The 13,483-nt window shown below is 50.6% G+C and carries 15 protein-coding genes; 10 read left to right on the top strand and 5 right to left on the bottom strand.

All coding sequences use genetic code 11. The features are described 5' to 3' along the window. Positions 1-15: 15 nt before the first annotated feature. The gene (locus tag AC0LWN_RS05255; protein WP_474663490.1) at positions 16-807 is read left to right on the top strand and encodes a PHP domain-containing protein; all 792 of its coding nucleotides are present in this window, start codon (positions 16-18) and stop codon (positions 805-807) included. A 70-nt stretch (positions 808-877) separates the two neighbouring features. Here AC0LWN_RS05255 and AC0LWN_RS05250 read toward each other — a convergent pair whose 3' ends face one another. Then, positions 878-1,084: a hypothetical protein gene (locus AC0LWN_RS05250; RefSeq protein WP_474663489.1), complete on the bottom strand. Its 207-nt coding sequence runs from the start codon at positions 1,082-1,084 to the stop codon at positions 878-880. A gap of 165 nt (positions 1,085-1,249) precedes the next feature. Between AC0LWN_RS05250 and AC0LWN_RS05245 the strand changes: the two genes are divergently transcribed. The 5 genes from AC0LWN_RS05245 (at position 1,250) to AC0LWN_RS05225 (ending at position 5,925) form a co-directional block, all read left to right on the top strand. Beyond that, a complete protein-coding gene (locus tag AC0LWN_RS05245) occupies positions 1,250-2,089 on the top strand; it encodes a DegV family protein (protein WP_474663488.1) in 840 nt (279 codons plus the stop codon). A 204-nt stretch (positions 2,090-2,293) separates the two neighbouring features. Continuing rightward, positions 2,294-2,998 (top strand): response regulator transcription factor, encoded by a 705-nt coding sequence (locus AC0LWN_RS05240; protein ID WP_474663487.1) that lies wholly within the window; start codon positions 2,294-2,296, stop codon positions 2,996-2,998. Further along, complete coding sequence (locus tag AC0LWN_RS05235; RefSeq protein ID WP_474663486.1) at positions 2,976-4,394, top strand: sensor histidine kinase; 1,419 nt, start codon at positions 2,976-2,978, stop codon at positions 4,392-4,394. Before AC0LWN_RS05240 ends, AC0LWN_RS05235 begins: the two co-directional genes overlap by 23 nt. Positions 4,395-4,435: 41 nt before the next feature. Beyond that, positions 4,436-5,539, top strand: a complete 1,104-nt coding sequence (locus AC0LWN_RS05230; protein WP_474663485.1) for an AI-2E family transporter — start codon at positions 4,436-4,438, stop codon at positions 5,537-5,539. Positions 5,540-5,577: 38 nt separating this feature from the next. Next, positions 5,578-5,925: an Asp23/Gls24 family envelope stress response protein gene (locus AC0LWN_RS05225; protein WP_474663484.1), complete on the top strand. Its 348-nt coding sequence runs from the start codon at positions 5,578-5,580 to the stop codon at positions 5,923-5,925. Between the two features lie 210 nt (positions 5,926-6,135). Here the strand turns inward: AC0LWN_RS05225 and AC0LWN_RS05220 are convergent, their stop codons facing one another. After that, positions 6,136-7,623 carry a hypothetical protein gene (locus AC0LWN_RS05220; RefSeq protein ID WP_474663483.1) on the bottom strand — a complete coding sequence of 496 codons (1,488 nt, stop codon included), beginning with the start codon at positions 7,621-7,623 and terminating at the stop codon, positions 6,136-6,138. Between the two features lie 189 nt (positions 7,624-7,812). On the opposite strand from AC0LWN_RS05220, the gene AC0LWN_RS05215 reads away from it, so the two are divergent. Further along, the gene (locus tag AC0LWN_RS05215) at positions 7,813-8,829 is read left to right on the top strand and encodes a S66 family peptidase (protein ID WP_474663482.1); all 1,017 of its coding nucleotides are present in this window, start codon (positions 7,813-7,815) and stop codon (positions 8,827-8,829) included. 84 nt (positions 8,830-8,913) lie between these two features. On the opposite strand, the gene AC0LWN_RS05210 is transcribed toward AC0LWN_RS05215, so the two are convergent. From AC0LWN_RS05210 to AC0LWN_RS05200, 3 genes are all read right to left on the bottom strand, one after another. After that, complete coding sequence (locus tag AC0LWN_RS05210; RefSeq protein ID WP_458962673.1) at positions 8,914-9,216, bottom strand: YxcD family protein; 303 nt, start codon at positions 9,214-9,216, stop codon at positions 8,914-8,916. Continuing rightward, a complete protein-coding gene (locus AC0LWN_RS05205; RefSeq protein WP_474663596.1) occupies positions 9,203-9,631 on the bottom strand; it encodes a hypothetical protein in 429 nt (142 codons plus the stop codon). Before AC0LWN_RS05205 ends, AC0LWN_RS05210 begins: the two co-directional genes overlap by 14 nt. A gap of 121 nt (positions 9,632-9,752) precedes the next feature. Continuing rightward, positions 9,753-10,322 carry a beta-class carbonic anhydrase gene (locus AC0LWN_RS05200; protein WP_474663481.1) on the bottom strand — a complete coding sequence of 190 codons (570 nt, stop codon included), beginning with the start codon at positions 10,320-10,322 and terminating at the stop codon, positions 9,753-9,755. A gap of 381 nt (positions 10,323-10,703) precedes the next feature. Here AC0LWN_RS05200 and AC0LWN_RS05195 point away from each other — a divergent pair, with 381 nt between their 5' ends. The 3 genes from AC0LWN_RS05195 to ylxM all read left to right on the top strand — a co-directional run bounded on the left by AC0LWN_RS05195 (position 10,704) and on the right by ylxM (position 13,468). Further along, positions 10,704-12,221, top strand: a complete 1,518-nt coding sequence (locus tag AC0LWN_RS05195; protein ID WP_474663480.1) for a carboxypeptidase M32 — start codon at positions 10,704-10,706, stop codon at positions 12,219-12,221. A 95-nt stretch (positions 12,222-12,316) separates the two neighbouring features. Continuing rightward, positions 12,317-12,964, top strand: coding sequence for a PAQR family membrane homeostasis protein TrhA (gene trhA / locus AC0LWN_RS05190; protein ID WP_474663478.1), 648 nt, complete (start codon positions 12,317-12,319; stop codon positions 12,962-12,964). A 147-nt stretch (positions 12,965-13,111) separates the two neighbouring features. Beyond that, positions 13,112-13,468: a YlxM family DNA-binding protein gene (ylxM, locus tag AC0LWN_RS05185; RefSeq protein ID WP_458962669.1), complete on the top strand. Its 357-nt coding sequence runs from the start codon at positions 13,112-13,114 to the stop codon at positions 13,466-13,468. Positions 13,469-13,483 lie beyond the last annotated feature (15 nt).

The raw sequence follows: 13,483 nt of genomic DNA, 5'->3' as shown, positions 1-13,483 counted from the left end.
AAGGAGACTACTCTATTGAATATTGATCTGCATACACACGGCAAGCTGTCGAAGAAATCCCGCTTTTCTAAGGATTATTTCCGGGAAATGGTACAGGAGGCCAAGGCCAACGGGCTGCAGGCGATCGCCCTGACCGAGCACTTCAATACCCTCGATTTCTTCGGAATGTACGAGACACTCGACACCATGTATCCGTACAACGGGCATTACTACGAGGCTGACGGTCTTATGATTTTTCCAGGTATGGAGGTGGATATATTCGAAACCGGGCATATCCTGCTGATCGGACTGAAGGAGGATATTCTGGCTGTCCGCTCCGGCCTTACGGAATATACAAAGGAAGGACATTTCATTCCTTTCCGCGAGCTGCTTGATAGGGCAGATGAACGGGGACTGTGGAAGATTGGGGCCCACCCGTTCCGTATCTCCACACCGCTGCATCACCTGGACCCGCAGCTGCTTGCGCGTCTGGACGCTTTTGACTTCAATGCGAAAGATATATATATGCAGGGGGCAGAGGCTTATAAGGCGCTGATTACCCCTTTTGCTGAAGGGTTGGGCGTTCCGGTGATTGCCGGAAGTGACAGCCATCAATGCCTGCAATACGGCAGTGTGTTTAACAAGCTGGAGGATTTCTGTTCTACGGTTGAGGAATTGCGGGAGGCGGTGCGGCAGGGTCGTTATTCCATTGAACTTTCGCCTTGCCTCCACACCAAGGTGAAAGGCTCCATCATGATGAAAAAGCTGCTGAAGCAAATGCACGGCGAAGCCCCATCCAGGGATGAAGAGGCGGAGTTCACCGCTTAATCAACATTTAATCATGCAAAAGGGATGTGCCCGGTACAGTAACGGGTCATCCCTTTTATAGTGTGACTGATTATTTATTTTCAGGCTTTACCCGCGCCGGTCGCGTTACCCAATTGCTGCGGTTCATGGGTTTGACCGTATCAATCCGGGGATTGGGCAGCTCCTCAGCGGGAGCTGCGGATTCGTTCAGCTCTGCGGCTTCCCGGGCTGCCGCCGGCTTCTTCGAAAGTCCGCGCCCATTATGCTTGCCTCTGTTCCACACGGTGTTCTTGCTCATCTTTACACTCCATTTCTGTAGGCTAATGCCTCAACCATATCACATCATACAAGGTTAAGAAAGAACCTATAGCATAAAACACTCCTTTTGACAAGTTATAAAATATACTATTGATAGCAAATCAGGGTGGCTATAATGAGATAGAATTGAAAGGAGAGCACCCTGATGCCCATCAAGATTATTACGGATAGCGGTTCCGATTTACCCCTTGAGTACATTGAGAAGTATAACGTTACTATCGTTCATTTGCCTGTTCATTTCCAGCATGAGCTGATGCCGGAGGATATGGAGACGAAGGCTTTTTATGCCAGAATGCGCGAATCCAAGGAGCTGCCGACGACAGCAAGTCCCAGTCCGCAGGTGTTTCTGGATAAGTTCAGGGAAGTGGAAGCAGGTACAGATATTATGGTTGTCTGCATGTCCTCCAATATCAGCAGCACTTATCAGACAGCGATGATCGCTAAGGAAATGTATGAAGAGGAAGGTCATCCGAACGCGATTGAAATTATAGATTCGAAAAACTTCTCCGGCGGGCTGTCCCTCATTGTCGCCCTGACAGCGAAGTGGTCGCTTACCTGTTCAAGCCTGAGTGAACTCAAACAAATGGTCCTGGACAAAATTCAAGATGTGAACGCATACTTTACGCTAGATACGCTGGAGAATGTGATCAAGGGCGGACGGCTGAACCGGCTGTCAGGCGCAGTGGCGTCTGTGCTTAACATCAAGCTGCTGCTTAAGATCAGCGACGAAGGCACTGTTGAGGTGGTAGAGAAGACGCGGGGTCTGCCTAAGGCGCTTACCCATCTGCTGGCGAAGCTCGAAAGCAAGCAGCATGATTACGAGAAGGCCGTGATTGCCATAGTGCACAGCAATTGTGAGAAGCTGGCGCTGGAAATCAAGGAACGTATTCTGCAGAAGCATCCCTTCAAGGAGGTGCTGTTCTCCAGCATGGGCCCTGTGATGGGGACTTATGCCGGTGAAGGCGGAATCGGCGTGGCTTTTTGAGCCTAGCGCTGTAATATTGGATAACCAGGCCGTGCATGGGGAGTTGCCCACAGTGCGGCTTTTTTCGATCAAGAAGCTATAACTTAGCGTGGCGGTGCGGTGAAATTTAGCTTTTCTTAAGATTTGGTTTAGACTGGATTAAGAATGGCACGCTATAGTTAGAATTAACGCTCCTTGCGGAAGTGAACTAGAGGGGGATTCACGATGTACACTATTCTGATCGCCGATGATGAATCGGAAATCGTTGAGCTGCTGCAGCTCTATCTGGAGAAGGAATATAACATTCTGCAAGCGCACAATGGGACCGAAGCCTTGAAGCTGATGCAGAGCCATAATGTTGACCTGGCTATTCTCGATATTATGATGCCTGGTATGGATGGACTGCAGCTTTTGAAAAAAATTCGCGAAACCCAGCATTTTCCCGTGCTGTTCCTGTCAGCCAAAAGCCAATATCACGATAAAATCCTGGGACTTGAGCTTGGAGCGGACGATTATATTTCCAAGCCGTTCAATCCGCTTGAGATTGTTGCCCGTGTCGGAGCGATGCTGCGGAGGGTACATCATTTTGACGCTCAGGTCGTACCAGAGAAGAAAGCGGATCAGATCGTCCTCGGGCGCTTAACCCTGGACCGCAGCGGTTGTCTGGTCTATTTGTCCGGGCAGCCTGTCGCGCTGACCTCAACCGAATATAAAATTCTGGAGCTGCTCATGGAGCAGCCGGGACGGGTGTTTACCCGCAAAAAGATCTATGAAGCGGTCTGGGAGGATTTTTACGTCTACGAGGACAACAGCATTATGGTGCATATCAGCAATATCCGCGACAAGATCGAACGTGATTCGAAGAAACCGGAATACCTGAAAACAATCAGGGGATTGGGGTACAAAATTGAAGCACCCGTGGGAGAGTAGAGACAACCGGCCGCTGCAGACGTCGCTCACAATGGATTTTCTGTTGTTTAACTGCATGCTGCTCCTGCTGGTGCTAGGGGTGTACCTGTTCATCCGCATGGATGTAACTCATATGATTCTTAACAAACAGGTTGCCGATCCGGATCTGTCGGTGGAAGCCGGAGATTACCGGGAAGAGCTGGGGAAGGGACAGGAGAGCCGTAGGCTGCTGAAGAGCGGGGGTTGGCTGGAGATCCTGGATAACGATAAAAATGTCGTCCGTGTCGTTGGAAACAAGCTGGATAAGACCAATTCGTACGATGAAGAGAGTCTGTATCTGGGACTGGAGAACCGTGCGGATCAGCCGTATTACTACTCGCTTACCCGATTGAATGAGGACGGTCAGAGCGGCTGGCTGCTGCTCAAAGTCCCCCGTGATGTGGTTAAAGTCTCCATTAATAACGGAGTGCTGGTTTCCTATTTGAACCATTCTGTGTTTTTCTATGTCATTGTGTTCAGCGGGTTAATCCTCATCTTGATCTTTGTATACAGCTCTTGGGTCACCAGACGGATCAAGAAGCCACTGCGCATTCTGAACCTTGGTCTGAAGCAGATGATTGGCGGGAATTACAGCACGCGGATTGAGCTGTATGCGGAAAAGGAATTTATGCGAATCGGCGAAACCTTCAATTATATGGCGGATGTGATCGAGAGAACTACAGAAGAGAAGCGCCGGGCCGAGAAAAGCAAGCAGCGCCTGATGGTCGATCTGTCCCATGATTTGAAGACGCCGATTACGAGTATTCAAGGTTATGCGCAGGCACTTGTGGAAGGCCGGGGGACAGATTCTGAACGGCAGACGAAGTACTTGAATTATATCTATAACAAATCTGTGCAGGTCACGAAGCTGATCCAGAATATGCTTGAGCTGCTGAAGCTGGATTCACCGGATTTTATTCTTCATGAGCAGCGGCTGGAGCTGGGGGATTCCCTCCGGGAGATTATTGCCGATACTTATGGGGAGATTGAGCAAAAAGCGTTCCTGCTGCAGCTTCAGGTTCCCGAACAGGAGGTTTACGCCAGATTTGACCCCGAATTGTTCGCCAGCGTGGTTAATAATCTGATCGCAAACGCACTTGCCTATAATCCGCCTGGTACAGTCTTAAGGGTACAGGTGATTCCCGAGGACACTGAGGTTGCGGTAGAGATTGCCGACAATGGGGTGGGGATTCCCAAAGAGCTCTGGTCCACGATATTTGATCCTTTTGTACGCGGTGATGAAGCCCGGACAGCAAGCGGCGGCACGGGTCTGGGCTTATCCATTGCGAGGAAAAACGCTGAAAAAATGGGCGGCTCCCTGGTGCTTGAGAGCAGAGATAATGAGCCGACGGTGTTCACGATCCGGGTTCCGAAGTAGAAGGATAGCTGCTGGCTGAAGTTAGAAACGGGGGGAGAGCTATGGCTAAGTTAAATGTGTTTATCCGTATTTGTATTGCTGTGCTGCTGGTGCTGGCGATTATCTATCTTGGCTCGCGAGTAAATTTTATTTTCAAGCCTGTTCTATCCTTGTTCAGCGTGGTAATTGTGCCGTTAATGTTGGCTGTATTCTTCTATTACCTGCTGCGTCCGCTGATTGACCTTCTCGAGAAACGCAAGCTGAACCGTACGGCAGCTATTCTGCTTGTGTATTTGGCAATTGCAATTCTGCTGCTGGCGTTCAGTAATGGCGTATGGCCTTCGCTGCAGAGCCAGTTGATGAATCTGATCCACAATATGCCAAATCTGTTCAACGCGGTGGGTGAACAGCTAACCAAGCTGGAGAACAACAAGCTGCTGTCCTCCCTGATTCCGGCTGATATGAATCCGGCCAGCCAACTGATGGAATATTTGAACAAAGGCTTCTCGCTGATGTCAAATTATGTGTCGGAGCTGTTCTCCTTTGTATCCAATTTCGCCGTTGTGCTGTTCACCTTTCCAATTCTGCTGTTCTACATGCTTAAAGAAGGCGGGAAGTTCGGAGCGAGGATTGTGAGCTTTTTTCCGAGGCGGTATCACCAGGAAGGCACGGCGGTTATGAATGATATCGACGGTGCGCTAAGCGGTTTTATTGTTGGCAGAGTACTGGTGAATTTGGCGCTGGGCGTGCTGATGTTTGTTGGGTTTCAATTGATTGGCTTGCCTTACGCGCTGCTGCTGACACTGATGGCTGTGGTGCTGAACTTCATTCCCTTTATCGGAGCAATCGTGTCCACCATACCTATATTCATTATCGGGCTGATTGAGTCACCTTCGACGGCGATCTGGTCGATTGTCGTTGTTCTTGTTGCGCAGCAGATTCAGGACAACCTGGTGGCACCCTACATTTTTGGCAAAAGCCTTGATATCCATCCGCTGACGACGATTATTCTGGTGCTGGCCGGCGGTGACTTTGGCGGAATTATTGGCATCCTGCTGATTATTCCGGTCTACATGATTCTTAAGATCATTGTTGTGAAGCTGCATCAGCTATTTATTCAACAGCATAACAAAGACGAGCCGCAACTGGGTGCGGATGCTGAATGAGTCTGGCGGGACTTACCAAAAGTTGAGGAGGAATAAGAATGGAACCAAATTTGGCAAAAGGGCTTATTCATATTTCAGATCATGTGGTGTCGGCCATCATTGGATATGTCGTGCGGGAAACTCCGGGGATCGCCGGGATGTCGGGAAGCTCTGTTACCGGGAATCTGGCCAAATGGCTAGGAGCAAAAATCGGCACAAAAGGCTTGTCCGTGGAAGTTACGGAGGCTGATGTTGCCATTAATCTGCAGGTCATTATCAATTACGGGTGCCGGATTCATGAGGTCTGCAGCAGCCTGCAGCACAATGTACGCAGTGCTGTTGAGAATATGCTGGGCTTGTCATTGACCGTTATAAACATCCGGGTGGAGAAGCTGGCCCTTCCGTAAGTCTGTTGCAGGCACCCTGATCTGGGCATCCGCATAGAATGGAGCAAAATTCATTTACGGACTGCTGACGATCTCCTTAATCTAGGTTTGGCTATCCAAAAAAAAGACATGAACCGTATTCGCGGCAGCTCTGCCGATCACGGGTCATGTCTTTTTGGTGTTGGCATCCTGCCGTTCATTCAGGTGTGTCTGTTCACTAGACCGCCTGTATTATTGTCCACCGCCGGGGCCGCCGCTGCTGAGAGTGATGCTCTCCGCCTGGGTTGTTCCCGCTTTAAGCGTGTACTGAATAATGTCACCGGCTTTTAGTGCAGACATGGCAAGGGTGGCTTCACTGCGTGTACCATTGTCAAAAGTGACGCTCAGCAGCTTCGTGCTGGAAGTTACGGTGATCACCTTCGTAGTCTCCGAGAAGCTCATCTGCCCGCCGCCCTGCGGCATATTCCCCGGCAGCTCTCCGCCGGAAGATCCCGGTGAGGCGATAGGTTTGCTCGCCGGAGACGCACCCCCGGTTGCCCCGGCAGGTCCCGCTCCGTTCTGCGGAGGAGCGGAAGGAGCATCGGCGGTATAGATCGTAATCGCGCTGCCGCTGATGCTCTTGATTTTGCCGAAGCTCAGCGCAGCCGTCGGATTGCCGCCTGCCGGCTTAGCGCTGTCGCCTGCCGAAGCGGCTGGCTTGGCGCTGTCGCCCGCCGAAGCGGCTGGCTTGGCGCTGTCGCCTGCCGAAGCGGCTGGCTTGGCGCTGTCGCCTGCCGAAGCGGCTGGCTTAGCGCTGTTGCCTGCCGAAGCGGCTGGCTTAGCGCTGTTGCCCGCCGACGCTGCCGGCCTAGCGCTGCCGCTTGGCCGCGCCGCTGCGCCAGCCGGGTCCGGCGCTCCGCCCGCGCCGGGTCTGCCGCCGGGTGCAATGCCCGGCGCGCCGCTTGGCGGCGTTCCGCCTTTGCCGCCGCCCTTGCCGCCTGCCGGCGCTTGTCCATCCTTGCCGCCTGGCGCGGCTCCGGGGCTCTGGCTCGGCTGGCTGTCCGCGCCTGCGCTCGGCAATGCCTTGCCGCCAGGGCTCGCACTCGGCTGCGGCGAAGGGCTGGCGCCGGGGCTTGGTTCCGCCGCCATATTGCCGCCGCCTGTTACTAACGTGGCTTGCACTTCAATAATGGCCGCTGTCAGTGAATCCGGCTTCAGCGTAACCCTGATTACATCGCCTGCTTTCAGATCGGCGAGCGTATACTTGCCGTCTGCACTTTCTTCGTCCGCAGATTTGCTTGCACCCGCCAACTGGACAAAATCCGTGTTGTCATCAACTGTGATCGTTACCGTCTCATCGGTAAACTGAAGAGCGGAATCCAGTGCACTCTCCGCCGTACCCCCTGTTTCTTTGGCAACCGGCTTCTGTTCTCCGGTGGTATCACTGCCAGAAGCTTGTCCAGCCTCTGATCCAGCCGGTTCCGCCGAATTGTTTCCAGCACTTGTCTCTGGCACGGCAACCGCGGATTCCTGAACTCCGCTGCCTGCCTTATAGAGCGTGATTTCATTTCCGCTGATGCTGCTGATTTTACCGGTGAAGCTCTGGGCTGACAAATTGGTGTCGGCATCATCTGGACTGGCAACCGGAACGGTTGTTTCGTCCGCTTTTGAACCGCATGAGGTCAGTAGCAGCCCGGCCAGAAGCAGGCCTGTGAAGAGGCATTTTCTTGCTTTGAACATTTTCTCTAAACCTCCTGAACGTGTTTTGTGGTCATTCACCGCATTATGCAGAGCAAAGGCTCTGAGAGAATATACCAGATCTTCCTGAAAGAATGATGAATGCAGAGCTATCCTGTACATGCGGGTACCAAAGATTCGAAAGCGTGATACACTAGTAAAGTAATGTAACAGAAATTCAGGAGGTACAAGATGATTACATACCCAAATCTTAGAAGCGGGGCAACAATAGGTGTGACTGCTTCCTCGTCAGGCGTAAGTCCGCAATCCCTGAAGGGGTTCGATGAGGCCCGCAGCCGGATGAAGGAGAGAGGTTATCAGGTAGTCTGCGGAGATACAGTATTCAAGCATGACAAGGCCAAATCATCATCCGGGCAAGAGCGCGGCATGGAGTTTAACCGGATGATGAGTGACGATGCCATCGACCTCATTATCCCGCCCTGGGGCGGAGAACTGCTGATCGAGATGCTGGAATTCATTGATTTTGAGCAGGTGAGGAATAAATGGATTCTGGGTTTTTCGGATATCAGCCTGCTGCTGCTTGTAATCACATTGAGAACGGGGATTGCGACAGCGCATGGACCAAGCTTAGGAGATTTGCGGGGAAAAGTTACAGATGACACGACAGCAATGTGGCAGACGGTGATGTCCACGGAGGCGGGAGGATCTGTCATCCAGCATTCCTCAAAGAACTATCATAAAGAAGTGGAGGGCGCTGAGCCTTCGCCGTCACTGTTTCATTTACATACTCCGACTGTCTGGAAGACAGTATCCGGTGGTGATGTGACCCTGAAAGGCCGTCTGCTGGGGGGCTGTGTAGAGATCATACGACATATCATCGGCACACCATTCGGTGATGTACGGCATTTCCGCGAAAAGCTGATTCATAATGAGCCGGTCTTATGGTATTTGGAAAATTGCAATCTGGATACGGCTGATTTGCGCCGGTCTTTGGTGCAAATGAAGCTGGCCGGCTGGTTCGAGAATTGCTCCGGCATCATGTTCGGCAGAAGCGGCACCAAAGTTACTATGGAAAACTATATGATTGAAGATGTATACCAAGAGCTGTCTGAAGAGCTGGGGCTGCCTATTGTGTATGATCTGGATTTCGGTCATGTTCCACCGCAAATGACGCTGATCAACGGGGCATACGCTGAGGTTACGGTAGCTGATGGAGCAGGGACCGTAACACAATATTTCTACGAGTAGCAGACATAATAAAAAGGGGCAGCCGAAGTTAATGGCCACCCCTTTTTTTACCGCCGCTTTGTGAGGATTGCGATGCCGTATGCGTTACACATTCACTACCGCTGTGATCTCTTCATCCAGCTCCAGCCTTACGTCCTCCCGGTAAGCCCGGATACCGTATTCGCTGAGCATATAGCGGAGGATGGCCTCGATCATATTGGACTCTACCAGGTACTGGCTGCGGCCTTGAACCCACACCTCCGCAGTATATCCGGTGTCTTCCTCCCAGCTAAGCTCTACCTGAACCTCTTCGACACGAACCGCCTTGCGCTCAGCCATATGCAGGCAGATGGCGTTAATAATTTCATCCATGCTGAGAATGGTGGTCTGCATATTAGTAACGTCCATCCCGCTCTTCAAGTCGGCGCCGTTCCTGTCTGCGGCGGAAGAAGGACATGATCATCATCACCACGAGATAGATGGCGAGCATGTTGATGGCGAATCCGAGAATGTTCCCGAAGGCACCCATCCCGGCGAACATTCCGCCGAAGAGGAGGCCGGCGATTCCGCCGATCATCAGGCCTTTCATTAAGCTGCCGCCGCTGAAAAATCCACGGTTTGTCTTGGCTGCCGTACCGGCAGCCGCTCCTTTGGTGCTATCGCTTTGTTTCACATTATTTGTGGTTGATTTCTTCGGAGTCGTGGTAAATCCCCGGGTTCCGGATTTGAAGCCGCCGCCTCCGCGCCGCGCATCTGCAAAGTCAGGAACGGTTACGGCGAAGAACAGAGTAAAAGCCATGAGAATCATCATTACGCGTTTCATTGGTTTCATCGAGTACAAGTACCCTCCTAAAGGTTCTGTGAGCAGTGCTCACATGGAATTTGTGTATCTGCACGGTAATACGCAGCACATCCAAGGAGGTTTCAATTTTTAAATATCACAATTATTGATTCTCAGCATACCCGTCCGACACAAGCTCAAGCGCTCCGGTTGCCGGATCAATGATCATGCCGTGAACAGGGATGTTAGGAGGGAGCAGGGGATGGCGCTTAATCAGCTCCACAGTCTGAATAACCCCTTCTTCCACATTGTCGAACCCGCGCAGCCATTTCGTCAGCTTAATTCCGGAATTCTCCAGCGTGGACAGCACCTGTTCGGAAACACCGCGTTCTTTGATCGAGTTGATCATTCTATCTGCGTTAAGGGAGGCCATCCCGCATTCGTAGTGACCCACGACAATGACCTCGTCCGCATCAAGCTCATATAAAGCGACCATGACACTGCGCATAACGCTGCCGAAGGGCTGTGAAATGACTGCGCCGGCATTTTTAATGATTTTGACATCGCCGTTCTTGAAGTTCATAGCCTTAGGCAATAGCTCAACAAGACGTGTATCCATACAGGTGATGATCAGCATTTTTTTATCAGGAAAACGGCTGGTCAGATAGGCTTCGTATTCTTTTTTTTCTACAAAGTTCTTATTAAACTCCAAAATATCAGTGATTTGACTCATGACCATACAGCCTCCCAAAAAGTAATGTGTATTTAGATTTCTTGAATATTCTCCATACAGCTTGCAAACGGCCCGCCTTAGATTGCTATATATTATACTCCCTAGGCCACAGTTTCGCTTGAAAAGATATTTTACGCTTTAACGTGTTACCCGAGCTTGAACATTCCCGGTTTATTGTTAAGACTTGCTCTAAGCTTGTTCCCGGCTACAGATGTAACCTGAATCTTCATGGATTGCTCACACTCCTTTACATTAGATATCGCTTGATACGGCTCAGAAGTATTTCAAATTAAAGATATAGGCTCTGAAGTTGATTATATATATTTAAAAAAGTATCATCAAGAGGAGCTGGTAAAAACAGAGAAAGCGGGTGTTTGGAGAATGGAACAGTTAGTCAAGGAAGAATGGGAGAAATTTCAAGAGCTATTATCCAAAATTTGCGGGTACATAGAAACGATGGGGCTTCTTCATTGGGATCTGCGCACAGGTGCGCCGCGTAAGGGTGTAGAGATCCGCTCGAACACAATCGGGATGATCAGCGGGGAGATCTTCAGACTGGAGACTTCACCGGAAATGGGAGCATTCACCGAATATTTTAGCCGTCCGGAAATTAAGAGCCAATTGAGCGAGATTCAGAATAAAATCGTCAAGGACCGCCGCAAGGAATACGAGCGCAGCCAAAGCATCCCCGCCAAAAGCTTCGAGGAATATTCCGTCCTCGCCGCCCATGCGCAAACCATCTGGGAGGAAGCGAAGGAAGCCGATGATTTTGCCTCTTTCGAACCTTTCCTAAGCAAAATTGTTGCGTATAAACAGGAGTTCATCAATTACTGGGGCGTTAAAGACTCACGTTATGATACGCTTCTGGATATGTACGAGCCTGATTTAACAGTAGAAAAGCTGGATGCCATCTTCGGCCGCTTGCGCAGCCGCCTGGTGCCGCTTGTTGAAGCCATTTCATCATCATCCCACAAACCGGATACGAAGTTTCTGGACCAGATTTTCCCCAAGGAGCAGCAGGAGAAGTTCAGCTTGTTCATTCTGGAGCAAATGGGCTTTGACTTCGAGGCAGGCCGTCTGGATGAGAGTGTGCATCCGTTCGCTTCCGGCTTGAATCCGGGAGATGTGCGCATCACGACGAACTACTTGCTGGACAACGTCCCGAGTGCTATTTTCAGCTCGCTTCACGAAGGCGGACATGCCCTGTATGAGCAAAATATCAGCAAAGACCTCGTTGGTACAACACTCGCTCAAGGAGCTTCCATGGGCATACATGAATCCCAGTCCAGATTATGGGAAAATATGATCGGCCGCAGCCGCTCCTTCTGGCAGCGTTATTACGGCGATCTGCAGCAGCATTTTCCTGAGCAGCTTGCCGGTGTGGAGGTCGAGGATTTCTACCGTGCAATCAATAGTGTGGAGAACTCCTTCATTCGTATTGAAGCGGATGAGCTGACCTACAATCTGCATATTATTGTCCGTTATGAGATTGAGAAGCTGATCTTTAATGAAGGGCTGGAGGTTAAGGATCTGCCAAAGGTTTGGAATGCCAAGTATCAAGAATATCTGGGAATCACACCTCCGACCAATGCGCTTGGCGTGCTGCAGGATGTTCACTGGTCAGGCGGGGACTTCGGTTATTTTGCCTCCTACTCACTGGGTAATATGTATGCCGCACAAATTCTGAATACGCTGCGCAAAGAGCTGCCGGAGTTCGAGGAGCTGATTGCCGCCGGGAATCTGCTGCCGATCAAGGAATGGCTCACAGACAAAATCTATCGCCACGGACAGAGTCTTACGCCTTCACAGATTATCGAGCAGGTGACTGGTGAGCCGCTGAACCCCGATTATCTGGCCGATTATCTGGAAGCAAAGTATAAAGAGCTCTACAAGCTGTAACTAATTTATTGGCCCGTACAGCCTGCTGTAAAGTGGAAGGACATCACTGAAGAGGATATAATAGAAGAAAAGCGTACAATGGAAGGAATCGTAGGATGGCAAACACACACACATACAGCCGCAAGGAAGAGGTTGCGAATGCAATTACGCATGGAATTGGAGCATTATTAAGCGTAGCTGCACTTGTGCTGCTGGTAGTCTACGCCGCTCAGAGCGGCACTGCCTGGCATGTAGTCAGCTTCTCCGTTTACGGCGCTACCATGCTGCTGCTGTATATTAATTCAACGTTGGTGCATAGTCTCAGGGATGGAAGGGCCAAGGACTTTTTTGAATTCATGGACCATTCCTCTATCTATTTATTCATTGCCGGTACTTATACTCCTTTTCTGCTGGTAGCGATACGGGGAACACTGGGCTGGACCCTGTTCGGTGTAGTTTGGGGGATAGCGGTGTTTGGTGTTTTCTTCAAAGCCTTCTTCGTCAAAAGATTCCTGTTCATGTCAACCATCTTCTACATTGCCATGGGGTGGCTGATCGTGATCGCCTGGAATCCGCTCTCGGCGGTGATGGCGGATGGGGGCATGACTCTGCTGCTTGCCGGCGGGCTGCTGTATACACTTGGAACGGTTTTTTATGTGTGGCGGGGCTTTCCTTACCACCATGCGATCTGGCATTTGTTCGTGCTTGGCGGGAGTATCGTTCATTTTTTTGCAGTGCTGCTGTACGTGCTGCCGATACGCTGAATCGCGCTCTGTACCGGGAAATTTTGCTCTGATTAACAAAGAAAAAGATGACAAGCAAAAAAGCTTGACATCTTTCTTTGTTTTAGGTATCATAAGGGACGTTGTGAAGCTGTAAAGTGTTTTTCCTTGACGAAGGGAGTGCCCTTAATGAGTCAGGAGAATAGGCTCGAGAAAACCAACCGGATCAACCTGTTATTTGCTTTCTATGAACGCCTGCTTACTGACAAGCAGCAGACGTTCCTTAAATATTATTTCCACGATGACTTCTCCCTGGGAGAAATCGCCGCAGAGTTTGATATCAGCCGCCAAGCCGTGTATGAGCATGTCAAACGGGCGGAGCAGGTGCTGGAGAATTACGAAGAGAAGCTAGGCTTGCTTAAGAAGCATGAGAGCCGCAACAAATACTTAGATGAACTGCGCAGACTGCCGGAGACTGGGATGCTGCCTGAGCAATATAAACTGCGTTTCACGGAAATTGTGGATCGTTTGCAGAGGTTAGAGTAGCATGAAGGGAGAAGC

Source organism: Paenibacillus sp. sgz302115, from assembly GCF_056120445.1.
Note: the sequence above shows the minus strand (reverse complement) of the source record. Positions and strands in the feature narration are given on the sequence as shown.